General features: G+C 47.9%; 26 protein-coding genes and 1 riboswitch. Of the genes, 24 read left to right on the top strand and 2 right to left on the bottom strand.

All coding sequences use genetic code 11. The features are described 5' to 3' along the window. The first annotated feature begins 42 nt into the window (after window positions 1–42). The 3 genes from hisS to G6R30_RS01955 all read left to right on the top strand — a co-directional run bounded on the left by hisS (window position 43) and on the right by G6R30_RS01955 (window position 4,262). Window positions 43–1,350 (top strand): histidine--tRNA ligase, encoded by a 1,308-nt coding sequence (hisS, locus tag G6R30_RS01945; RefSeq protein WP_213820950.1) that lies wholly within the window; start codon window positions 43–45, stop codon window positions 1,348–1,350. Further along, complete coding sequence (gene aspS / locus G6R30_RS01950) at window positions 1,350–3,134, top strand: aspartate--tRNA ligase (RefSeq protein WP_213820952.1); 1,785 nt, start codon at window positions 1,350–1,352, stop codon at window positions 3,132–3,134. The genes hisS and aspS overlap by 1 nt, the downstream gene beginning before the upstream one ends. 261 nt (window positions 3,135–3,395) lie before the next feature. Then, window positions 3,396–4,262: a YitT family protein gene (locus G6R30_RS01955; protein ID WP_213820954.1), complete on the top strand. Its 867-nt coding sequence runs from the start codon at window positions 3,396–3,398 to the stop codon at window positions 4,260–4,262. A gap of 40 nt (window positions 4,263–4,302) precedes the next feature. Here G6R30_RS01955 and G6R30_RS01960 read toward each other — a convergent pair whose 3' ends face one another. Further along, window positions 4,303–4,731, bottom strand: a complete 429-nt coding sequence (locus G6R30_RS01960; protein ID WP_213821061.1) for a GNAT family N-acetyltransferase — start codon at window positions 4,729–4,731, stop codon at window positions 4,303–4,305. Between the two features lie 56 nt (window positions 4,732–4,787). On the opposite strand from G6R30_RS01960, the gene G6R30_RS01965 reads away from it, so the two are divergent. The 20 genes from G6R30_RS01965 to G6R30_RS02060 all read left to right on the top strand — a co-directional run bounded on the left by G6R30_RS01965 (window position 4,788) and on the right by G6R30_RS02060 (window position 20,459). Beyond that, window positions 4,788–5,204: a MarR family winged helix-turn-helix transcriptional regulator gene (locus tag G6R30_RS01965; RefSeq protein ID WP_213820956.1), complete on the top strand. Its 417-nt coding sequence runs from the start codon at window positions 4,788–4,790 to the stop codon at window positions 5,202–5,204. A gap of 82 nt (window positions 5,205–5,286) precedes the next feature. Further along, on the top strand, window positions 5,287–5,928 hold the full coding sequence (locus G6R30_RS01970; RefSeq protein ID WP_213820958.1) for a DUF6198 family protein: 642 nt from the start codon (window positions 5,287–5,289) through the stop codon (window positions 5,926–5,928). A gap of 98 nt (window positions 5,929–6,026) precedes the next feature. After that, entirely contained in the window at window positions 6,027–7,253 is a 1,227-nt protein-coding gene (locus tag G6R30_RS01975; RefSeq protein WP_213820960.1) for an MFS transporter, read from the top strand. 12 nt (window positions 7,254–7,265) lie between these two features. Continuing rightward, window positions 7,266–7,613 (top strand): MmcQ/YjbR family DNA-binding protein, encoded by a 348-nt coding sequence (locus G6R30_RS01980; RefSeq protein WP_213820962.1) that lies wholly within the window; start codon window positions 7,266–7,268, stop codon window positions 7,611–7,613. 154 nt (window positions 7,614–7,767) lie between these two features. After that, entirely contained in the window at window positions 7,768–7,956 is a 189-nt protein-coding gene (rpsU, locus tag G6R30_RS01985) for a 30S ribosomal protein S21 (RefSeq protein WP_010690912.1), read from the top strand. A 92-nt stretch (window positions 7,957–8,048) separates the two neighbouring features. Continuing rightward, the gene (locus G6R30_RS01990) at window positions 8,049–8,495 is read left to right on the top strand and encodes a GatB/YqeY domain-containing protein (protein ID WP_213820964.1); all 447 of its coding nucleotides are present in this window, start codon (window positions 8,049–8,051) and stop codon (window positions 8,493–8,495) included. 77 nt (window positions 8,496–8,572) lie between these two features. Further along, window positions 8,573–9,463 (top strand): CvfB family protein, encoded by an 891-nt coding sequence (locus tag G6R30_RS01995; protein WP_213820966.1) that lies wholly within the window; start codon window positions 8,573–8,575, stop codon window positions 9,461–9,463. Next, the gene (gene xerD / locus G6R30_RS02000; protein ID WP_213820968.1) at window positions 9,460–10,347 is read left to right on the top strand and encodes a site-specific tyrosine recombinase XerD; all 888 of its coding nucleotides are present in this window, start codon (window positions 9,460–9,462) and stop codon (window positions 10,345–10,347) included. Before G6R30_RS01995 ends, xerD begins: the two co-directional genes overlap by 4 nt. An 8-nt stretch (window positions 10,348–10,355) precedes the next feature. Further along, on the top strand, window positions 10,356–10,712 hold the full coding sequence (locus tag G6R30_RS02005) for a riboflavin biosynthesis protein RibT (RefSeq protein WP_213820970.1): 357 nt from the start codon (window positions 10,356–10,358) through the stop codon (window positions 10,710–10,712). Further along, window positions 10,669–11,469, top strand: a complete 801-nt coding sequence (locus G6R30_RS02010) for a segregation and condensation protein A (RefSeq protein WP_238476765.1) — start codon at window positions 10,669–10,671, stop codon at window positions 11,467–11,469. Before G6R30_RS02005 ends, G6R30_RS02010 begins: the two co-directional genes overlap by 44 nt. Beyond that, a complete protein-coding gene (gene scpB / locus G6R30_RS02015) occupies window positions 11,456–12,163 on the top strand; it encodes an SMC-Scp complex subunit ScpB (RefSeq protein WP_238476766.1) in 708 nt (235 codons plus the stop codon). The genes G6R30_RS02010 and scpB overlap by 14 nt, the downstream gene beginning before the upstream one ends. A 2-nt stretch (window positions 12,164–12,165) precedes the next feature. Beyond that, window positions 12,166–12,918, top strand: a complete 753-nt coding sequence (locus G6R30_RS02020) for a pseudouridine synthase (RefSeq protein ID WP_213820972.1) — start codon at window positions 12,166–12,168, stop codon at window positions 12,916–12,918. Window positions 12,919–13,000: 82 nt separating this feature from the next. Continuing rightward, window positions 13,001–13,134: riboswitch (FMN riboswitch) on the top strand. Window positions 13,135–13,215: 81 nt separating this feature from the next. After that, a complete protein-coding gene (locus G6R30_RS02025) occupies window positions 13,216–13,803 on the top strand; it encodes an ECF transporter S component (protein WP_213820974.1) in 588 nt (195 codons plus the stop codon). Window positions 13,804–13,873: 70 nt separating this feature from the next. After that, window positions 13,874–14,377: a peptidoglycan-binding protein LysM gene (locus G6R30_RS02030; protein ID WP_213820976.1), complete on the top strand. Its 504-nt coding sequence runs from the start codon at window positions 13,874–13,876 to the stop codon at window positions 14,375–14,377. A 20-nt stretch (window positions 14,378–14,397) separates the two neighbouring features. Further along, on the top strand, window positions 14,398–15,078 hold the full coding sequence (gene cmk, locus G6R30_RS02035; protein ID WP_213820978.1) for a (d)CMP kinase: 681 nt from the start codon (window positions 14,398–14,400) through the stop codon (window positions 15,076–15,078). A 199-nt stretch (window positions 15,079–15,277) separates the two neighbouring features. Next, on the top strand, window positions 15,278–16,468 hold the full coding sequence (gene rpsA / locus G6R30_RS02040; protein WP_213820980.1) for a 30S ribosomal protein S1: 1,191 nt from the start codon (window positions 15,278–15,280) through the stop codon (window positions 16,466–16,468). A gap of 58 nt (window positions 16,469–16,526) precedes the next feature. Then, window positions 16,527–17,837: a ribosome biogenesis GTPase Der gene (gene der / locus G6R30_RS02045; RefSeq protein ID WP_213820982.1), complete on the top strand. Its 1,311-nt coding sequence runs from the start codon at window positions 16,527–16,529 to the stop codon at window positions 17,835–17,837. A 181-nt stretch (window positions 17,838–18,018) separates the two neighbouring features. Next, window positions 18,019–18,294: an HU family DNA-binding protein gene (locus G6R30_RS02050; RefSeq protein ID WP_010690891.1), complete on the top strand. Its 276-nt coding sequence runs from the start codon at window positions 18,019–18,021 to the stop codon at window positions 18,292–18,294. Between the two features lie 143 nt (window positions 18,295–18,437). Beyond that, a complete protein-coding gene (locus G6R30_RS02055; protein WP_213820984.1) occupies window positions 18,438–19,778 on the top strand; it encodes an FAD-dependent oxidoreductase in 1,341 nt (446 codons plus the stop codon). A gap of 159 nt (window positions 19,779–19,937) precedes the next feature. Then, on the top strand, window positions 19,938–20,459 hold the full coding sequence (locus G6R30_RS02060; RefSeq protein ID WP_213820986.1) for an HdeD family acid-resistance protein: 522 nt from the start codon (window positions 19,938–19,940) through the stop codon (window positions 20,457–20,459). 39 nt (window positions 20,460–20,498) lie between these two features. Here the strand turns inward: G6R30_RS02060 and G6R30_RS02065 are convergent, their stop codons facing one another. Beyond that, window positions 20,499–21,392: a LysR family transcriptional regulator gene (locus G6R30_RS02065; RefSeq protein WP_213820988.1), complete on the bottom strand. Its 894-nt coding sequence runs from the start codon at window positions 21,390–21,392 to the stop codon at window positions 20,499–20,501. Between the two features lie 105 nt (window positions 21,393–21,497). On the opposite strand from G6R30_RS02065, the gene G6R30_RS02070 reads away from it, so the two are divergent. Further along, window positions 21,498–22,838: an amino acid permease gene (locus tag G6R30_RS02070; protein ID WP_213820990.1), complete on the top strand. Its 1,341-nt coding sequence runs from the start codon at window positions 21,498–21,500 to the stop codon at window positions 22,836–22,838. The last annotated feature ends 1 nt before the right edge of the window (window position 22,839 follow it).

Raw genomic sequence — 22,839 nt, forward strand, 5'->3', positions numbered from 1 at the left:
ATAAATTAGATGGAGGCGACGCAGAGGCGTCGATGACAACACATGGCAAAAGCAACTTTTCAAAAGCCAAAGGGAACGGCCGATATTTTTGGGCAAAACGTTCTTGCATGGCAAAAGATTGAACAGCAGGCACGCATGATTTTTCCCCGTTACGGTTACGGGGAAATCCGGACGCCCATCTTTGAGTCCTTCGACCTTTTCTCCCGTTCAGCAGGGGATACTTCTGATGTCGTGACAAAGGAAATGTATGACTTTGCCGACAAGGGTGACCGTCACATGGCTTTGCGTCCTGAAGGGACGGCCGGTGTTGTCCGTGCCTTTGTTGAAAACAAGCTCTTTGGCCCGGAACAAGAAAAGCCCTATAAGGCCTTTTACATGGGCCCAATGTTTCGCTACGAACGGCCACAGGCTGGCCGCTTCCGCCAATTCCATCAGATTGGTGTGGAAGCCTTTGGCTCGACTGCGCCAAGCTTAGATGCCGAAGTGATCACGATGGTTGTGAAGTTCTTGGCCTCCCTTGGACTAAAGGATCTAAAAGTCGCCCTGAATACCTTGGGCGACCAAGCATCACGCGCCGCTTATCGCCAGGCCCTGATTGATTACTTGAAGCCACACGAAGCCGAACTATCCGAGGATTCTAAGACGCGCTTGGAAAAGAACCCCTTGCGGGTGCTTGATTCAAAGGATCAAAAGGATCAGGCCATTGTTGAAGGGGCACCAACGATCTTTGACTACTTGTCAGAAGAATCAAAGGCTCACTTTGAAGCCGTGAAGGCCTATCTGGATGACTTGGGAATCCAATATGAAATTGATTCATCAATGGTTCGTGGCCTTGACTATTACAATAATACGATCTTTGAGGTCATGACGACCGATCCCGACTTGAAGGGGGCGGCAACGATTGCTGGTGGTGGTCGTTACTCAGGTTTGGTCGAAGAATTCGGTGGGCCAGAAACGCCGGGAATTGGTTTTGGACTTGGCGTGGAACGTCTGATTGCCTTGTTAACGGCACAAAATCAGTTGAATCTGGCACCGGCTCAATTGGACTTTTACTTGGCACACATTGGGGATGACAATCAGGCGCTGACCTTGGAGTTGGCGACGAAGTTGCGTGACCTCGGCTTCTCGGCCGATTTGGACTTTTCAGGTCGCTCGGTGAAGGCACAGTTCAAGGCGGCCAACCGTCGTCAGGCTCGCTTCGTGATCACAATCGGTGATGAAGAAGCCCAGACTAAGCAGGTGAAGGTAAAAGACATGGTCACTGGGAAGCAAGCGGCCATGAATATTGCAAAGCTTGAAGAAGAAATTGAAGCTGTCATGGCTGAATTAGTGGCAGAGGAGGCAGAATAATGGAACGGACAACCTATGCAGGGTTAGTGGACGAAAAGTACATCGGTCAGACAGTGAAATTGGCTGGTTGGGTGCAGAAGCGCCGTAATTTTGGTGAATTGGTCTTCGTCGATTTGCGTGATCGCGAAGGCATCGTGCAGTTGACTTTTTCAGCTGATCAAGCCGCTGCTCTCGAAGTCGCTCAGAAGGCTCGAAACGAATTCGTTTTGGCCATCGAAGGCCAAGTCGTAGCCCGTGCGGACGGACAAAAAAACGACAAGATCAAGTCGGGTGGCATCGAAGTGAAGGTGTCAAAGGCTGAAATCTTGGCCGATTCAAAGACCCCTGTCTTTGATATCGAAGATAATGTGAACGCTGGGGAAGAACTGAAGCTTCAGTACCGCTATTTGGATCTGCGCCGCCCACAAATGCAACACAACTTGCGGGTGCGTTCAAAGATTATGTCTTCTGCCTACCGTTTCATGGAAGAGCACGACTTTATTAACATCGAAACGCCATACTTGGCTAAGTCAACACCGGAAGGGGCCCGTGATTATTTGGTGCCATCGCGTATCTATCCCGGTTCTTTCTATGCCTTGCCACAGTCACCACAGCTCTTTAAGCAGTTGCTGATGGGAGCTGGCTTTGACCGTTACTTCCAGATTGCCCGCTGTTTCCGTGATGAGGATTTGCGTGGTGACCGCCAGCCAGAATTTACACAGCTGGACTTGGAGACTTCTTTCTTGAATGCTAAAGAAATTCAAGAACTTGTCGGTCACTGGGTTCAACAAATCATGAAGGATGTTGTCAACTTCGACTTGAAGTTAGAAGATATTGAGCGATTGACTTGGCAAGAATCAATGGATCGCTTCGGAACGGACAAGCCAGACTTGCGGATTCCATTTGAAATCAAAAACCTTTCAGACGTTGTCAAGGATTCTGAATTTGGTGTCTTCGCCAATGCTGTTAAGGATGGGGGCGTTGTGAAGGCTTTGGCTGTACCTGGCGCTGCTGATCACTACTCACGTAAAGACATCGACAAGCTTGGCCAATACATCGAACGTTTCGGTGCCAAGGGTCTGGCCTGGATGAAGGTTGCCGACGACGGTTTGACCGGACCAATCGCCAAGTTCTTTGACGAAAAGGCGGCCAAGGACTTGTTGGCTGCAACCGATGCCAAAGTCGGCGACCTCTTGCTCTTTGGTGCTGGTCGTGCCGATGTTGTGGCAGCCTCACTTGACGCCTTGCGTCGTTTGACGGCCAAGGAATTGAACCTGATTGATACGACGACGCCTTGGCGTTTTGCTTGGATCGTTGATTGGCCATTGTTTGAGTATTCCGAAGACTTTGATCGTTGGATTGCCGCTCACCATCCATTCACGATGCCAAACGAAGAGGACTTGCACTACCTGAATGAGGGAGAAGATCCTCACAAGGCCCACGCCCAGTCTTACGACTTGGTCTTGAACGGTTACGAATTGGGTTCAGGTTCCATCCGTATTCACCGCATGGACATTCAAGAAAAGATGTTGCGTGCCTTGGACTTTACGCATGAACAAGCAGAAGAAGCCTTTGGTTTCTTGCTTGAAGCCATGGAATACGGCTTCCCACCAATGGGAGGGATCGCCCTTGGTTTGGATCGCTTGGCCATGCTCTTGGCCGGACAGGATAACATTCGTGAAGTGATTGCCTTCCCTAAGAACTCGAAGGCTACCGAACCAATGACGGAAGCGCCAACCCCCGTTGATGCCAAGCAATTGGCTGAACTGGGATTGGAAGCTGATGAAGAAGTTTCGAAAGGCTAAGTGGACTTATTAAAAAAAGAAAAAAAGCGTGCATGGCGGTCCTAGCGACCGAATGGGCGCGTTTTTTATTTGGCTGCTGCGTGACATTTCAAACAAAATGACGACATTTTGCAATTTTATGGCCACATTTCAGCCAATCTTGTTAGAATATAAGGGTAGTTCACGGTTCGCCCGTGAATCAGCCAAGGACCAGGCTGCCATTTGGTCAAATCTCTGCTAGGGACAAAAGGCTTTTCGCCCAAGTTAACTTAGCACAAGACAATGATTGCAAAAATCGAAAAAAAGTTAGATCACTATTACTATCACCAGTTCATGGGGGCCGTTTTATACGGGGTCATCTTGGCCATCGCCCTAAACTATTTTTGGAAGCCCGGCCACATCTATTCTTCTGGCTTCACGGGACTGGCCCAGCTAATTGACACCCTGACCCACGGCCGTGTCTCTGTTTCTTGGGGAATCGCTGCGGCCAATTTGCCACTTCTGCTGATTGCGGCTTTGAAACTTTCCAAGCGCTTTGCAGTCTTTACGGCTTTGGCTGTCATTTTATCGGCACTGTTCGTGCCCGTTTTTTCCACATCGATTGTGCTGACACCGGATCCTTTGATCTGTGCCATGTTTGGTGGTGCGTTGAACGGGATGGCCGTTGGAACGGCTTTGCGCTTTGGGGTTGGAACCGGTGGCTTAGACATCATCGGGATGCTCTTTAAAATGAAGTTCCATACCAAAGTCGGCTCGGTCAATTTGGCCTTTAACGCATTGATTATGGTTGGGGCAGGCTTGACCTACGGTTGGCAGTACGCCTTGTATTCGATTATTGGTGTCGTGGTGTCGGCCCACTTTATTGATGTCTTCTACACCCGCCAACAACAAATCCAAGAGATGATTGTGACCAACAAGCCTGAGATGATGTGTGAACACATTCAGCAAAAGATGCGCCGTGGGGTGACCATTATTGATTCTGCTCACGGTGGCTACACGGGAAAGGATAAGGCCGTTCTTTTGACGGTTGTCACCCAGCACGAACTGGGTGATTTGCGTGAGGCGATTCACGAGGTGGATCCCCATGCCTTTTACTCCGAGTCCAAAGTCGAGCACACGGGTGGCCGTTTCTTTGAACCAGAACCTTAATTTTCAAAAAAACGAGTCCAAGGATTACTTGGACTCGTTTTTATTTTTTAATCATTTTTTGGTGGGGTGTTCCCTCGAGTATGAAGAGGGGGCTAACGGCTTGAAAGCCGAATTTTTCATAGAGACCCACGACTTGTTCTTGGGCTTCAATCTCGATGGGGCGCTCCGGCCACTTTTCAGCACAAAAAGCTAAAATACGCCGGACTAGTTCGCCACCATAGCCCTGACCACGGGCTGAAAGAGCCGTGGCAACTCGGCCAAAGTGAATGGCATCCCCGTTTTCAAAAATCCGGGCGTAGGCCAGGCATTGCCCGTTTTCAATATAGCTGAGGTGGTCGGCTTTTAAATCGATGTCATCAAGGTCATGGTAAAGTCGCTTTTTTTCGACGACGAAGGTATCGATTCGCAGCTTTTCCATGGCGAAAAAGTCGGTTGCGGATAGTTCGTTTAATTGCTTGATTTGCCAAATGGCAGGGCACCTTTCTTGTATACTTAATGTTGCAAATACAACAGTGGGGGACAATGATGATTGAATTTGAAATTTTCCGTCAAATGGGGGCCATTTCGCGCACGGCCACCACGTCAATGAACCAGGCAGCCAAAAAGTATCAGCTCGAAAACAACCTGTTTTTGTACCTGATTCGAATTGTCGAAAACGAAGGCTTAACGCAATCGTCTCTTGCTGAACTGGTACGGGTCGACAAAACTACCTTGAGCCGAGCCTTACGTAAGCTAGACGAGCGGGGCTACATTGACAAAGTCGCAGGGCCTGGCAATCGAAAGGCCAAGCAACTGTTCCCAACTGAAAAGGGGCGGGAAAGTTATCAATTCCTCGAAAAAATCGAAAAAGAATATATTCACGAAAAAATGACCAAGTTGACAACGACGGAGCAGAAAGAACTGCGACGGTTACTTGCCAAAGTCGATGACGAATGCCTCTAGTTTAGCAGGGTTATGTTGCATATGCAACTAAAGTGTACGCTATAAAAACGAGAAAGGACGTTAACAACATGGTGAAAAAACAATGATTAATCGGCAAACAACACGAGTCGTCTTTTTTATTATTGGTTTGTTACTCGTGACCTTTGGTAACGCGTTGAGCATTATTTCTGGTGCGGGAAACGGTATGTGGACGGCGGCTTCTCTCGGTTTATCACAGGTCTTCCACGCTCCTTTGAATGCCACAATCATGCTGATTGGTTTTTTGGTCATTATCGCTAATATTTTTCTTTTACCACTTGTGTCTTGGCGGCACGTTGCTGGTTCGGTGCTCTTTGTTTTCTTTTTTGGTGAACTCATCCATGCTTTTGCCCTTTCCTTTTTCTTTCTCCGTCGCTTTTTCACGGGTGGGGTGGGGCAACTGATACTTGTCGTACTCGGTATTCTCATTGTCTGCCTCGGTACGTCCTTCTACCAACGGGCCAACCTGTGGATGTACCCAACGGATTACTTGACGGATATCTTGGCGAGTCGCTTCTTTTCTGGCAATGTTTGGAAGGGGCAATTGCTTGCCTTTTTGCCAGCCATTTTGCTCATTTTCTTGGCCTTTATTGTGACGGGTCATTTTGTTGGAATTCAGATTGGGACGGTGCTGGCTTTGTTTTGTAACGGGGAGTGCATTGCCTTTTTCAATCGCTTTGCCTTTCCTTCCTTTCGCCATTATTAGCCGCTTGTTTACCTGAACTTTTGACTTTGCGAAGCATTTAACACTTGTTTAAAAGAGGGGTACAATAAGGGTGTAGACACAGTTGAAAGGAGTGCCCAATGTCAAAAGATCGACAACAATGGGACCCGAAGACGTCGTTACACCGTTTTTGGATTCTGGCTGTTTCCCTGATTATTACTTCGGGGACAGCGATTTCACCCGCGCTACCAGCGATGCAGCGCGCCTTTTCCAATTACCCAAGCACCTTAGTGAACATGGTGGCCACGATTCAACAAATCCCGGCCTTCATTATTTTACTTTTTTCCAGTCAAATCGCAGCTAAGTTCGGCATTAAAAAAGTCGTTGGACTCGGGATGCTGCTGATGGGGCTGGCAGGGATTGCCCCAGCCATTTTGTCAAACCTTTGGCTCGTTTTGTTAGCTCGTATTGTTTTTGGGATCGGAATTGGAATGACCAATTCACTGGCCATTACCCTGATTAACCTCTATTATGAAGGGGATGATCAGGCCCAGATGCTCGGTGAACGCTCGGCCTTTGAACCAATCGGCATTTGCATCATTAACTTGCTGGCCGGTCTCTTATTGAATATCTCCTGGCAGACTTCTTTTTTGGCTTACGCCTTTATTCTCGTGGTATTGGCAGGCTTTTGGAAAGTCGTGCCGGAGTACCACTTTTCAAAAAAGGCCAAGAAGGCAAATGAGGCCAAGCCAAAACTCTCATGGCCAATTATTTGGTCCTCGGTCTTTTGTGGCACCTTGACCATTGGCATGGCCATTGTCAACGTGCTGACCCCTTCGGTTGTCGTTTCAAACCACATGGGTGACGGGACGACGGCTGCTTTCATCATCACTGCCTATACGCTGGCCTCAATGGCCATGGGCTTTTTGTTTGGGACCGCCTTCAAAGCCTTGCGCCGTTATGTTTTACTGGCAGGCCTGGGCTGCATGGTAATCGGAACCCTTTTGATGAATTACGCCACAAACTTGTGGGTGCTCACACTGGCCGTTGCCATTATCGGCTTTGCTTACCCGTTGGCGGGTACCTACGTCTTTGACACGATTGATAATCGGATTCCAAAGTCAGCTGATGGACTGGCCAATTCGATTTTGTTAGTCGGCTGCAACGTTGGAACGGCCTTTGCCCCAGCCATCGTTTCCTTCCTGGGGGCGTTTTCGCCATTGAAGGGAACCAACCCCGGGATTGGCTTGTATGGCCTGTTAATTCTGGTAATGGCAGTGGTCATTCTTTTGGCCATGCTTCGACCAGGTAAGCATGAAAACGATGGTCAATCAACAAAAGCTGGTCATTCACACCAAGCCGCATAAACAAGGAACAAGATGTCTTATACTCGAGAAGAACTGATTGATTTTACCCTAGCTCATTGTCAGGGCTATGTCGACTATCCTTTTAACGGTGGAAATTCCAAGGAAAAAATCCTCTGGTCAGTGATTAAGCAAAAGCGCAATCACAAGATGATCGCCATGGTTTTTGAAAAAGATGGGCAGTTGCTCATTGATTTGAAATTGACGCCGGAACATGGGCAAGAGATGCGTGATTTAGCGGGTGTTTTCCCCGGTTATCACATGAATAAGAAACATTGGAATACAGTCCGAGTGAATCAAACAGCGGTCACTTCCGCAGAATTAGCAAAGATGATTGAGGAAAGTGCGACCTTGACGAAGTGATGAAAGAAGTTCTTGTCGGTTTCTCTTCCGGACGGTTCACTCCAGCGAAAAGCTGAAGTTTTGCTTGACTTTCGAATGGGGCCTTGAGATAATAACAAGGTTCAAGTGCATATCGTTTCGACGAAAAAAGATGCCAGGAAGGAGGGGAATCGACATGGCAAAGGTTATTGTTCGCAAGAATGAATCTTTGGATGATGCATTGCGCCGTTTCAAGCGTGGTGTTTCTAAGGACGGTACTCTCCAAGAATACCGAAAGCGCGAATTCTACGTAAAGCCTTCAGTAGAACGTAAGTTGAAGTCTGAAGCTGCACGTAAGCGCAACAAGAAGAAGAACAAGCGTTAATTCGTTTGTAAAAACGCCACTTTGTGGCGTTTTTTTTGTGCCCTCGTGGTAAACTATAACTATATGGAAACTTTCTAAAAGGAGTGGGTGAAATGAGCTTATTAGCACAGGTGCAAGAAGACATGAAGACGGCCATGAAGGCCAAGGACAAGCAGACTTTGGGCGTTGTCCGTCAGATTAAGTCCGCCGTGATGAACGAACAGATTAACGTGGGACATGACTTGACGGAAGAAGAAGAACTCAGCGTCTTGTCCCGCGAAGTGAAGCAGCGCAAGGAATCAATCGCTGAATTTAAAGAAGGCGGACGTGATGACTTGGCCGAAGCCACACAGGCTGAACTCGATGTCTTGGCCAAGTATTTACCTGCTCAAATGACAGAAGAAGAGATCAAGCAGGTCGTTGCCGCTGCCATTGAAAAGACGGGTGCGAATTCACCAAAGGACATGGGTAAGGTGATGGGTATTGTTTCTGCTCAAACCAAGGGCCGTGCCGATGGTAAGGTGGTTGCTGACACGGTCAAGCAAGCATTAGCGAACTAATAGTTGAACAGGAGTCAGACGAGAAGGTGGGGCAACCCACTTTTTTGACTTATTGAATCGGAAGTTTGGAGAAAAGCATGGAAGAACGATTGGGCCAGATCATTAAGGCGAAGGTAACCGACGAAAACGACGCCTACTTTTACGCGCAGGTCGACGGTGGGCACACCTATGAAATTGATAAAGACGAGCTGGAAAAGCCGCTGAAACTTGGCGGCTACGTGACCGGCTTTGCCTACCAAAACGAGGATCACCGCCTGCAAATTACCAAGGCTGTACCCGATATTCAAAAAGATCAGTACGCCTGGGGCAAAGTCGTGCAGGGCCGTTCCGATTTGGGTGTCTTTGTCGACATTGGCTTAGCAAATAAGGACCTCGTCGTTTCCCTTGATGATTTGCCAACAATCCACGATCTATGGCCTAAAAAGGGCGATCGCTTGCTTCTCACGATTAAAGAAGATAACAAGGGCCGTCTCTGGGGAAAGCCCGCACAGCAAGACATCGTCAAGGCTGTATCGCGCCAGGCCCGTTTGGGTGCCGGCATTAAGAAGGGTGACAAAATCAAAGCGACGGTTTATCGCAATAAGCTGGTTGGAACACTGGTTTTGACAGATAACTACTGCCTTGGCTTTATCCATCCATCCCAACGCGAAATCGAACCACGCCTCGGTGAGGTCGTCGAAGCCCGTGTCCTTGGAGTTAACGAGCACGGGGTCATTAACCTGTCACTGAAGCCATTGGCTTATCAGGTCATGGATGAGGACGCACAGTTCCTCTTGCTCCAATTGAAGCGCAAGCCCGAACACTTCCTGCCATTTAATGATAAGTCCGATCCCGAGTCCATTAAGATGCAATTCGGCTTTTCTAAGTCACAGTTCAAACGTGCGCTGGGACGACTTTATAAGGAACGGCTGATTGAGCAAGTGGATGACGGGATTCGCTTAACCGATAAAGGATTGGCGGGCGAATGATCAGCTCGGACATGGCCGATTACCTGCGGGTGATTCAGGTCGAACGGGGTCTGTCCCAAAACACTGTCAAGGCCTATCAGCAAGACCTAACCGCTTTTGCTCGTTTCTTAGAGGAGCAAAAAAAGAGCAAGGATGACGTGGACCATCTCGTCATTTTGACCTTTTTAAACCAGTTACGTGCAGCTGGACGTGCGAATTCTTCCATTGCCCGGATGGTCACGACCTTGCGAAAGTACTTTGCCTATCTGAAAAAGGAGGGCTTGGTCGCACACGATCCGATGCAAACCATCAAACCACCCAAGAAGGCCCAGCACTTACCAGCCGTTTTGACCATTGAAGAGGTCGACCGCTTGCTTGCTGTACCTGATTTGACAACGACACTTGGTATTCGAAACAAAGCCCTGCTCGAACTCTTGTATGCGACGGGGCTCCGTGTCTCGGAATTAGTCAATCTGACACTTGATGACTTGCACCTTGATTTAGGCCTGCTTCAAACGATTGGAAAAGGGGATAAGGAGCGAATCATCCCCGTTGGCGAAGTCGCCATCGACTGGCTGAACACCTACTTACGTGACAGTCGGCCAAAACTGTTAAAGAAGCAAAAGGCGGACCAGATCTTTTTAAATGATCACGGTCGCCCCATTTCCAGACAGGGTGTCTGGCTTTTAATCAAGCAGCTGGTTGCTCAGGCAGGGATTCACAAGGATGTGTCGCCCCACACCTTACGGCATTCATTTGCCACACACATTCTAGAAAACGGTGCTGATTTGCGTGTTGTCCAGGAACTACTGGGCCACTCGGATATTTCAACCACACAGATTTACACCCATATTTCAAAGGGACGGCTGACTCAGGTCTATGACCAGTTTCATCCCCGCGCTTAGGAGGGCATATGTTAATTCAACCTCGACCAGACGATGAAAAGACCATTATGGGCCTTTTTTCTTTGGTACCTGAACTAAAGGATATGAATCATCTAAACGAAGTCATGGCGACTTATCAAGAAGATGATTTCTATCTTTATTTCTTTCAAGACGAACCACACGATCCGATTACTGGCCTTTTAGGCTATGAGTTTTATCAAGACAAGGTGATTTTGGTACGTCGTGTGATTGTGACACCGGGTTCTCCTAAAAAGGCGACCCAGTCACAAATGTTGTCCGATTTGCAGGAACAACACCCGGACAAGACGTTAATGGGGACCTTTGACACCCAAACTGCCATTGATAAGTGGAGAAAGCACTATTAAGCCAGCGGATTTAACAATTAAAATCACGGACTTTGAGGGGCCACTGGACCTGCTCTTGCACCTGATTAAAAAACACGAGATGGATATCTTGGGACTGCCAATTGCCCAGGTGACGGAGCAGTATTTGGCTTTCATCAAGGATCAGCAAGCGATGCAGCTGGATGTGGCAGCGGAATACTTGGTGATGGCGGCCAAGCTGATTCGCCTCAAGTCAAACGACTTGCTGCCACAGCCCGAAGTCGAAGAAGAACTGACGGATGAAGAGGGCTTGGATCCCAAGCAGGAGCTGATCAATCGCCTGCTGGTCTACCAGCGTTTTCAGCAGGCGGCGACTTTCTTTGACGAGCGTCAGGAAGTGGGGATGCAATCCTTTGGTCGGCCGGCTTTGACCGACGAGCTACCAGAGGAAGAACGGCAGTTGGCCCTTGCGCCTGGCTTATCCTTAGTCGATTTGCAGCTTGCTTTCAACAATGTGCTGGTTCGCCAGCAAGACCTGGTGCCAAGGACGCGTCAGGTTCGGTCGGAATCCTTTACGATTGGGGATGGCATTCAAACGATTGAACGCAAACTATCGACTTTGCCTGAAAAGGCCTCGTTGACTTTTACGGAGCTTTTCGACGGGCTTTTCTACGTTGACCGTTTGGTCATGACTTTTCTTGGTTTACTAGAAATGTCAAAGGAAAAGAAGCTGACCATTTGGCAAGCGGATTTACAGGATGAAATTTTAATTAAAGCGGTGAAGCATGAACGCGAGTGATCAAATTGAGGCCCTGCTCTTTGTAGCGGGCGAAGATGGCCTGTCGGCCGCAGAATTAGCAAAGCTAACGGAATATGAAAAAGGGGCGATCCCGGGCCTTGTTGACGAGTTGTGGCAGAAGCTAAACGAAAACGAGGGGCCATTGACCATCCGGTCGGCGGACGGACGTTACGTACTGGTGACAAAACCGGCCTTCGGAAAGCTGGTTTCCTCTTACTTCGACTTACCCGTTAACACGAAGCTGACACAACCACAATTAGAAACATTGGTGATTGTCGCCTATCAGCAGCCAATTACCCGTGTTGAAATCGATCAGATCCGAGGTGTCCGTTCAGCCGGCACTTTGCAGAAGCTGCAACTCCATCAACTGATTGAGGGCGTGGGTCGAAAAGAAGAAGTCGGCCGGCCAATTTTGTATGGCACGACGCCGGACTTTTTGGATTATTTTGGTTTGGGTTCTTTGGCGGATTTACCGGAGCTGCCTGATATTCAAGAAGTGATTTTGTCAGATGAGCAACAAGATGAGCTGGCGCTCTTTGATGACATCGATGAAGATGGTGATAAGCGATTGGAAAGGCCGGCTGCTGTGCAGTCGACAGAAAAACAGTCGACAGAAGATCAGTCGACGGCTGAACCAAAAGCAACAGAAGCGGCTCATTCAAAGGAGCCGGCAGAAAAGGATGAGAGGAGCTGACCATGACAGCAGGCAAGGAAGAACGCTTACAAAAAGTCATTGCTCAAGCGGGTATTGCCTCACGACGGGCAGCTGAGAAGTTAATCTTAGAGGGGCGTGTGGCGGTTAATGGGCAACAAGTTTCAAAGCTTGGGACCAAGGTAACGTCCGCCGACGAAGTCAAGGTGGACGGCGTGCCACTCGATGGCTCGGAAAAGAAGGTCTATTACCTCCTAAACAAGCCACGTGGGGTGGTTACAACGGCATCCGACGATAAAGGACGGCAGACGGTGGTTGATTTGTTAACCGATGTTGACGCCCGAGTTTATCCCGTGGGCCGCTTGGACTATGACACGACGGGCGCTTTGATCATGACCAACGATGGGGAATTGGCCAACCAGCTCATGCACCCGAAGGGCAAGGTCGACAAGGTTTATACGGCCAAGGTCAAGGGCATTGCGAACTTGGCTGATTTGGCACCCTTAAAGCGTGGTATTATGCTGAATGGGAAGAAGACCGCACCGGCCCGTGTTGCCATTGAAAAAGTCGATCAGGACCGCAAGGTTTCCTTTATCACGTTGACGATCCACGAAGGACGCAACCACCAGGTAAAGGATATGCTGCAAAAAGTCGGCTATCCGGTCGACAAGTTACGTCGTGACCGTTATGCCTTCTTAGATTTGTTGGGCTTGCAGGCCGGCGATTACCGGGACCTGTCACACGATGAAGTGAAGCGACTAAAGAACGGGGATTACCGTTACCTTCGTCGGAAGTAGTTAAGAGTACAAATGGGCATAAATATGCCTTTTTTTCTTGCACTTTTATTTGCCTGTGCTAAACTAGAAAACGTTCAATTGAATAGAACTTCGGGGTCGGGTGAAAATCCCAACCGGCGGTGATGCAGTCTAACTGATAAGCCCGCGACCTGCTTTTGCAGCTGATTTGGTGAGAATCCAGAGCCGACCGTACAGTCGGGTATAAAGAAGTTTAAAGACAGTCTTTTTTTGACTGGCCTTTATTTTGCCCCGCGTGAGATCAAGGCCATTTTTTTATGGTCAAAAAAGGAGTATAAAATGACGAATCACGCGACAAAAAGGTTGACCATCCTCTCGGCACTGACGGCGATTTCTTTCGCTTTGACCATCTTCCCTAAGGTGGCGATTCTGCCGGCAGCATCCTTTTTAAAGATTGACTTTTCCATCGTGCCAGCCTTCTTAGCCTTTAGCTGGTACGGTCTGGGATCAGCTAGCCTGCTCTTAGTTGTGCGAACCCTCTTAAAACTCGTTTTGTTTAACGAGGGGGTGAACACTTACATTGGCATGCCGATGAACTTTCTGGTTGCCTGGGCCTTTCTTTTGGCCTATGCCATCACGATTGAGCTACCCGGTATTAAGCCGGCCCGTCCGATCATTAAAAAAGTCATCGGCTTTCTATTGGCAACCGCCTTCATGACGGTAGTGGCCATTGTTGTCAACCTGGTATGGGGCATTCCGCTCTATTCCTCTTTGGCACATTTTGACATCGCCAAGTTTATCGGGGTCGGTGTTTACCTTTGGGGAATGGTGCTGCCCTTTAACTTGATTGAGGGATTGGTTTGGGCCCTTGCCAGTCTGGCTGTGGCCAAAGCATTGGCACCTTTTAAGAAAACGTTGCGACCTTAAGAAAAGGTTATTAAACGGGTGGGCCGATTCGTGTTAGACTAAAAATACGAAGAAATTGGAGGCATACCCAATGAATAACGAAGGTGCAGTTCTTTCACGAAAGAACCGATTTGACGGACCTAAAAAAGAAAAGAAGCAAGGCGAAGAGAAGAACTACGGTGGTTTATTAGTTTTCTTGGTCTTCTTGTCCATGTTTTTGCTGGCATCAGCGCCAGTTTATGGCATGGTGAAGAACCAGCCAAAGTTGACCAAGTCAACGACGACAGCAACGAGCACGAAATCATCAAGTAGCAAGAGTGCTGCAAAGGCATCATCTTCTGCTTCTTCTGATTCAAGTGCGATGGCACAGTCATCGTCTGATTCGATGAGCTCATCAACGGCCGCAACGTCGTCTGATAACCAAGATGCAGCCGCAACGGCCAACGCCGACACGGCGGTTTTGGCAGCAGGACAAACCCTGTATAACTTCGCCATTACCCACAATACTTCACCTGCTAACATTGTGAATTTGAACCCTGGTTTGACGGTTCAAAACTACTCACAGTACGCAGGCCAATTATTGAAGATTAAGTAATTGAAAGTAGTAAATGAATCATGACAAAACCCGCTTTTTTCCAAGTTGCCATTGATGGCCCAGCTTCCGCTGGTAAATCAACCATTGCTAAGATTTTGGCTAGCCAGCTCCACTTTGTATACGTGGACACAGGGGCCATGTATCGAGCAGTGACGGTTGCGGCGAAGAAGGCGGGTCTTTCTTATGGCGATGAGGCCGGGATTACGGCTCTGTTGCCAACGATCCAAATCGACTTTGAACCAGGGCAACCCGTCCAAAAAGTTTTCTTGAACGGTGAAGAGGTGACGGAAGCGATTCGGTCAACCGAGGTAACCAACAACGTTTCCCTCGTGTCGTCATACGGCGCCGTTCGTTCCGACATGGTGGAAAAGCAACGAGCCATGACGGAAAAGAACCCGGTGATCATGGACGGTCGTGACATCGGGACAACCGTTTTGCCAAATGCGCAGGTCAAGATTTTTCTGATTGCTTCCGTTGATGAGCGTGCGGCTCGTCGCTATAAGGAAAATAAGGAAAAGGGCATGAAAGTCGACCTTGAAACCTTAAAGGATGAAATTAAGGCCCGCGATTATAAGGATTCACACCGCGCTATTTCACCATTGACCAAGGCGGCTGATGCGATTGAAGTCGATACGACTGGCATCGGTATTGATGAAGTGGTGGCAAAAATTAAAAAAATTATCGAAGAGCACCAGGCATAAGCCGGTGCTTTTTTCTTGCGGTCAACGGGGCTTTCCTGCTAAAATAGTAGTAATAAGTGTGTGTTTACGTTTTCTTTTGTCTTTTAAGCAAAGAAGATGAAGGGGCGCTCTGTATTTTTTTCTAAATAATACTAGGAAAAAAGGGGGAGCTCTGATAAAATACTCTTATAAGTGTAAATGTAGGAGGACGTTTGACGTCATGAATGATACTAACAGCGAATTACTAGCAGCTCTGGAAAGTGCTGATCAAATTAAGGTGGGCGATGTCGTAACTGGTGAAGTTTTGGCCATCGACAACGATAACCAAGCAGTTATCGGTTTGCATACCGGAGAAGAAGGAGTTGTGCCAGCGCGTGAGTATTCTGACGACCGTAGCGTTAACTTGGCCGACGACTTGAAGGTCGGAGACTCAATCGAAACGGTTGTTGTTTCGAACGTAACGTCTGACAAGGAAGGGGTTGCATACCTCTTGTCAAAGAAGCGTTTGGAAGCACGCAAGGCATGGGAAAAGCTCTCATTTGCTGAAGGTGACGTTGTTGACGCCACTGTATTGAACGCCGTTCGCGGTGGTTTGATTGTTGACGTTGCAGGAATCCGTGGATTCGTGCCAGCTTCTATGGTTGCCGAACGATTCGTTTCTGACTTGAACCAATTCAAGGGTCAAGACATCAAGGCCGAAGTGATCGAAATCGATCCTGCTAAGGCTCGTTTGATCTTGTCACGTAAGGCTGTTGCAGCCCAAGAACGTGCTGAAAAGTTGCAAGAAGCCTTCTCACGCTTGGCCGTTGGCGAAGTTGTTGAAGGAACGGTTGCTCGTTTGACTGACTTCGGTGCCTTTGTTGACTTGGGCGGCGTTGATGGTTTGGTTCACGTTTCAGAAATCTCACACGACCGTGTGAAGAACCCAGCTGACGTTTTGTCAAAGGGTGAAAAGGTTAACGTTAAGATTTTGGCCTTGGACACTGAACGTGGCCGCATCTCATTGTCAATCAAGGCAACACAGCCTGGACCATGGGACGAAGTTGCTGAAAAGGCACCTGCTGGTACTGTTCTTGAAGGAACGGTTAAGCGTGTCAAGGACTTCGGTGCATTCGTTGAAATCTTCCCTGGTATTGAAGGTTTGGTTCACGTTTCACAAATTTCACACAAGCGTGTTGAAAACCCAGCTGACGTTTTGAAGTCAGGTGACAAGGTGAAGGTACAGGTCTTGGACGTTAAGCCACAAGAAGAACGTATCTCATTGTCAATGAAGGCTTTGGAAGAAAAGCCTGCTAACAAGCGTGAAGATCACGAAGGTTCAAACGGTGCTTCACGTGCCGATGTTGCAGCTTACCAACAAGACGATGAAGGTGCCGCTACTTTGGGTGACATCTTCGGCGACAAGTTGTAAGATGACATAAAAAGGCTGGCTTGCCAGTCTTTTTTTATTGAAAAGAAAGGAGCAGATTATGGCAGCACCAGTTGTAGCTGTTGTCGGCCGACCAAATGTCGGTAAGTCAACGCTCTTTAACCGAATCGTTGGAGAACGAATGGCCATTGTCGAAGACATGCCAGGAGTGACTCGTGACCGTTTATATGCTCGAGCAGAATGGTTGAACTATGACTTTCGCGTCATTGATACGGGTGGATTGGAAATGGGGAACGCGCCGTTTCTGACTGAAATCCGTGGCCAGGTCGAGGTCGCCATTGATGAAGCTGACGTTATCGTCATGGTCGTATCTGGCCGTGAAGGGCTGACTGCTGATGACCAGGCGGTTGCGAACTTGTTGTATGGTTCGGACAAACCAGTTGTTTTAGCGGTTAACAAAGTCGATAACCCCGAAATGCGGGCGGATATCTATGACTTTTATTCACTCGGATTAGGCGATCCGTACCCAGTTTCTGGTTCTCACGGAATCGGCTTGGGTGATGTGTTAGACCAAGTCGTGAAGCATTTTCCTGATGAAGCGGCCGTTCAAGATGATGAAGCCGTGCGTTTTTCCATCATTGGTCGACCAAACGTTGGCAAGTCATCCATCGTCAACGCCATTTTGGGTGAAGATCGAATGATCGTGTCAAACGTCGAGGGAACGACTCGTGACGCAATTGATACGCGCTTTATGACAGCGGAAGGCGACGAGTTTGTCATGGTCGATACCGCCGGTATTCGTAAGCGAGGCAAAGTTTACGAAAACACGGAAAAGTATTCCGTTATGCGTGCCATGAAGGCCATTGACGACTCCGAAGTTGTTTTGATGGTCTTGGATGCCGAAACGGGGATTCGTGAGCAGGATACGCACGTCGCTGGTTATGCACACGATGCGGGAAAGGCCCTTGTCATCGTTGTCAACAAGTGGGACGCGATTGAAAAAGACACGCACACGATGCAAGACTTTGAAAACATCATTCGTGATCGCTTTAAGTTCTTGGATTATGCACCAATTGTCTTTGTATCGGCGAAAACCAAGCAACGCTTGGATCGCTTGCCAGATTTGATTCTTTCGGTTAACGAAAACCACCAGAAGCGAATCTCTTCATCCATGTTAAACGATGTGTTGATGGATGCTTTGGCAACCAACCCAGCACCTTCTGATAACGGCCGTCGTCTGCGTGTTTACTATGCGACCCAAGTCGCGGTTGCACCACCAACGATTGTTGTCTTTGTCAACGACGTTGAATTGATGCACTTTTCTTATCAACGTTTCCTGGAAAATCAGATTCGCTCCGCTTTTGACTTCTCAGGTACGCCAATCAAGCTAATTATCCGACAGCGGAAGTAATTTTGCTCTAGAAGTCGATTAAATTCAGGTTTCAAGTATTAAATTCACGTTTTTTCCTACACATTTTAATTTAGTTGTGCTAAGCTTGTCATATGGAAGTTGCTACGGTAGCGTTCCCAGCCTGCTAACGGTTGTCACGTTGACAGGTATTCTAAATTAATTTTTTGCAAGGAGATTAGGAATGGCAAACAAGCAAGAATTGATCGACTCAGTCGCAATGAAGACTGGTTTAACTAAGAAGGATGCTGATAAGGCTGTTGCAGCCGTATTGTCATCAATTGAAGACGCTTTGAAGAAGGGCGAAAAGGTTCAATTGATTGGCTTTGGTAACTTCGAAGTTCGTGAACGTGCAGCCCGTAAGGGACGCAACCCACAAACGAAGGAAGAAATCCAAATTCCTGCATCAAAGGTTCCTGCATTCAAGCCTGGTAAGGCATTGAAGGAAGCAGTTAAGTAAAACCTTCTAAAAACACCCTCCGGGGTGTTTTTTTTGTTGTTTACAAAACCCTTGTGAATATTCGTGAAGTTGTTGACAAACTTTGTTACGATTGTATAATTAAATTAACAAATGTAATGAAAGCATACCAAAAGGAGTTTTTCATGAAAGTAGCAGTGATTGGTGCAACACACGCCGGCGTTTTCGCCGCTAAGCAGATTAAGGCGGAACATCCTGACGCAGAGATCGACGTATTTGAAAAGAACCAAACGGTTTCTTTCCTTTCATGTGGTATCGCGCTTTGGATTGGTAATCATGTTTCATCACCAGAAAAGATGTTTTATGAGTCACCCGAATCATTGAATGCCCAAGGCATTACGATGCATATGGGAACCGAAGTGGTGGAGGCCGATTTGGCTGCTAAGCACTTGGTATACCAAGACTTGGACTCGAACAAGAAGAAGGCTGCTGATTACGATAAGTTTGTCATCACAACCGGTTCAAAGGCGATTAAGCCGAACTTGCCTGGTATCTACTCTGACAAAGTCTTTGATTCAAAAAACTGGGATAATGCCAATGATTTGAAAAAGGTCACGGGCGACATCAAGTCAGCCATCGTGATTGGTGCGGGTTATATCGGAGCTGAGTTGGCCGAACAGTTGTCTGTAAACGACAAGCAGGTGACGTTGATTGATGGCCTGGACCGCGTCTTGGCTAAGAACACGTCAGCCGACTTTTCACGGGTCTTTGAAGATGCCTATCAAGCACACGGTGTGCAGCTTGCCTTAAACCAAATGGTTGAATCATTTGAGGAAACGGACAAGGGCATCAAGGTGAATACGGATAAGGGCTCTTATGAAGCCGATATCGCCATCTTAGGCATTGGATTCTTACCAAACACGGTGCTCTTTAAGGGGCAGGTTAAGATGCTTTCAAACGGTGCTATTGAAACCAATGAATACATGGAAACCTCCGTTTCTGGTGTCTTTGCGGCGGGTGATGCGGCGACGGTCTTTTACAATCCAACGGGCCGTTATGACTACATCCCATTGGCAACCAATGCGGTCCGCCAAGGTGTCCTTGTTGGTAAAAACATCGAAAAGAACACGGTTGCTTACCAAGGAACCCAAGCAACTTCTGCCGTGGAACTTTACGACTTGGCCTACGCAGCAACCGGTCTGACGGTTGAAGCCGCAGCTGCTAAGGGCGTTGATGCCGAAACGGTGACGATTAAAGAAGATTACCGACCAGACTTTATGTTGTCCACAACGCCGGTCCAGGCATCGTTGACTTGGGAGAAGGGGACAAAGCGGATTGTTGGTGCCGCCTTCTTGTCAAAGCACGACATCTCGCAGGCAGCAAACGTTGTGTCACTAGCCATTGAGAACAAGATGACGATTGACCAATTGGCCATGACGGACTTTTTCTTCCAGCCTAACTTCGGGCAGCCAATTAACTACGTTTCTTCCGTTGCCATGGCAGCGGCTGCCAAGGCAGCAAAGTAAGTAAATGAAAACAGGGAAGGTCAGCACAAATGCTGGTCTTTTTTTGATTTAACAAATGGTCCAATGAAGACTACAATGAGGGTAAAGATGAGCGTTTGGTAGGCTTTTTTGAAGGAAGTTCGACCATCGTTCATTAATCGTTAAAAAAGGGGTGCTAGCATGCAAGAAAATCGAAATGAACGCAATTGGTGGACAATGGCCGTCGGTGCTTTGTTCGTGATTATGGCCTTGCTGATGGTGAATCAGCCCTTGGCTTCTTTGGTTTCATTAAGTTATCTATTTGGTCTCTTAGCTTTGATTCATGCTTTTATCGTGGGTTATGAAGCCTGGACGGATCGACAATTGGCTCAGGCAAGTTCTGGCTGGTGGCTGGCCACCTTTATATTGGACCTGGTTATCGCCGTTCTCTTCCTTTTCCACTGGGTGGCCGGTGTTTCGGTGATTGGTGTCTTCTTTGCCATTTGGTTTATCTGGGATGCCATCTTTGAAATCTACATGGCTCGACTTGTTCGCCCATTGACGAAGGCGCAGTCCTTTTGGACCGTTGTGCTTGGGTTAATTTCGTTGCTCTTTGGTTTGATTTTGCTATTCTCACCAATTTTAGCTGCAACGGTGATGGTTTTGCTGATTGCCTTTTATCTTTTTGCCTTCGGTGTTTTGTTAATTGCCAGGGCTTGGTAATATAACCGGTTGAATCTTTTCAAATGAAAAGCGTCCGTTTTAAACGGACGCTTTTTTTGTTTGAAATTCAGCGATGTAGTTGAGAATTTCTGCTTTCATCGCCTGAACAAGTGGATCGTTTTTCGCCGAGGAGTTCGTTAGGAGCCCGAGGTGTCGGAAATAGCCTTTTTCAAAGGGGTAGGCACTGACTTCACCGGACAACCTTGTTAAGGCCAGATCCGGCAGAATTCCCCAGCCAAGGTCGGCTTCCACCATGGCAAGAATCGATTGATCATCGATGGAATAATTGATGGCCTGTGGTTTGACATCTAATTCATCCAGGGCGACTTTGGTATCCGAATCATAGTCGGCACGTTGTAAAATAAAGTGTTGGCCTGAAAGATCGGACTGCGAAATCGAATGGCCGTTCTTCGGGCGAAAGTCCTTTGGTGTGAGACATTTGATTTCGTCGTCGATTAAGAAGTGGGCATCCACGTGTTGCCCGCTCTGATTGGCAGAGAAGCCTAAATCAATGCGTCCTTGGGTGACACCTTGTTCGATTTCTCGAAAGGACCCCTGGACGATCGTAATGCTCACGTCGGGATATTGCTTTTTAAAGTGGCGAATGATGGTTGGCAGCCAGGCGATACATACCGAAGAGATGGCGCCGATTCGAAGGGTCCCGCCGGCCAGCCCGGCAATCTTGGCTGCACGGGCATGAATCTGGCGATCTTCGTTGAGCAGACGCTCGACCATTGGCAGCAATTCGTTTCCTGCTTGCGAAAGGACCATTTCGGAACGGTTGCGAATGAGCAGTGGCAGGCCCAGTTCGTTTTCCATGCTGGCAATGGCGTGAGAAACGGCAGAAGGGGTGATATGCAGCTGCTGGGCGGTCTTTTTAAAAGAGGCGGTTTCGGCAACCGAGGCAAAGATTTGGTAAGTAAAGATTTTCATAGGAACCTCGATGAATTATTTTCACTTTAAATTGAAAAGGTTTAGTTTTACTTATTTATAAAGTCAGTATAAACTACAAGAGAGGAAATGAAAAGGAGTCATCGTATGGCAGAAGAACAACAGGGCTTTGCCCGTACACTATCGCACCGACACGTGGCCATGATCGCCCTCGGTGGGACAATCGGAACTGGTCTTTTTTTGGGAGCGGGTTCGTCGATTGAAAAGGCCGGACCAGCAATTTTGTTGGTTTATATTATTACGGGTCTCTTTGTCTTCGCGATGATGCGGGCGCTGGGTGAATTGCTGATTTCAGATGATTCGAAGCCTGTCTTCATTGATTTTATGACTCAGTACTTAGGGAAAAAGGCCGGCTTTGTGCTTGGCTGGACCTATTGGATTGGTTGGATTGTCATTGCCATGACCGAATTAACGGCCATCGGAACTTATATGCATTATTGGTTCCCAAGCATGCCAACCTGGCCATGGGAATTGTTATTCCTGGTCGTTTTGTACCTTGTCAACGTGATCGCCGTGAAGGCCTTTGGTGAGGCCGAGTTCTGGTTTTCAATGATCAAAGTCACGGCCATTATCGCCATGATCGTGACTGGCTTGATTTTGGCCTTTGGCCAAGTGCACACGGACATGGGAAAGACGGAGTTTTCGACGCTTTGGTCACACGGCCTGATTGCCAACCATGGTAAGACGTTGCTAGCAGCCTTCCAAATGGCTTTCTTCTCCTTTTTGGGTGTTGAATTTGTCGGCGTAACGGCCGCAGAAACCAAGGATCCACTGCAAACGATTCCACGAGCAGTTAATTCGATTGTCTTTCGAATCTTGATCTTTTACATTGGGGCTTTGTCCGCCATCATGATCATTCAGCCATGGACGAACTACATGGCTGGTGAATCACCCTTCGTTCAGGTCTTTTCTGGTATTGGGGTTCAGTCAGCAGCGGCTTTGATTAACTTCGTTGTTTTGACGGCGGCGGCTTCGGCCATTAACTCAGCCTTCTTTACGACGGGTCGGATGCTTTATTCGTTGGCTGGTCCTAAGTCTCGCTACGGGCAATTGAATAAGAATCAGATTCCACGAAACGCCATCAATATCTCGACTTTGATTGTCGGTCTTTCGGTGGTGGTGAACTACTTCTTCCCAACGGATGCCTTTAGCTTGATTTCATCAACGGCTTCTGCTGCCTTCCTAATCATTTACATGGCCCTAATGGTCACACACGTGGTTTATAAGAAGCAGGAGAAGGCTGGAAAAGTCGCTCGCGTAGCAGGATTTAAGTTACCCTTTGCGCCAAATTCCAACTATCTGACCATTGCTTTCTTAGCCTTGATCTTTGTGCTGATGTTGCTGTCAAAGGCGACGATGTTCACGACAATCCTGGCGATTGTCTGGCTGCTGGTCATGTCGGCTTTGGCCTATATCAAAAAAGTATAAG

Source organism: Fructobacillus parabroussonetiae (genome assembly GCF_018437265.1).
GTDB classification, from domain to species: Bacteria; Bacillota; Bacilli; order Lactobacillales; family Lactobacillaceae; genus Fructobacillus; species Fructobacillus parabroussonetiae.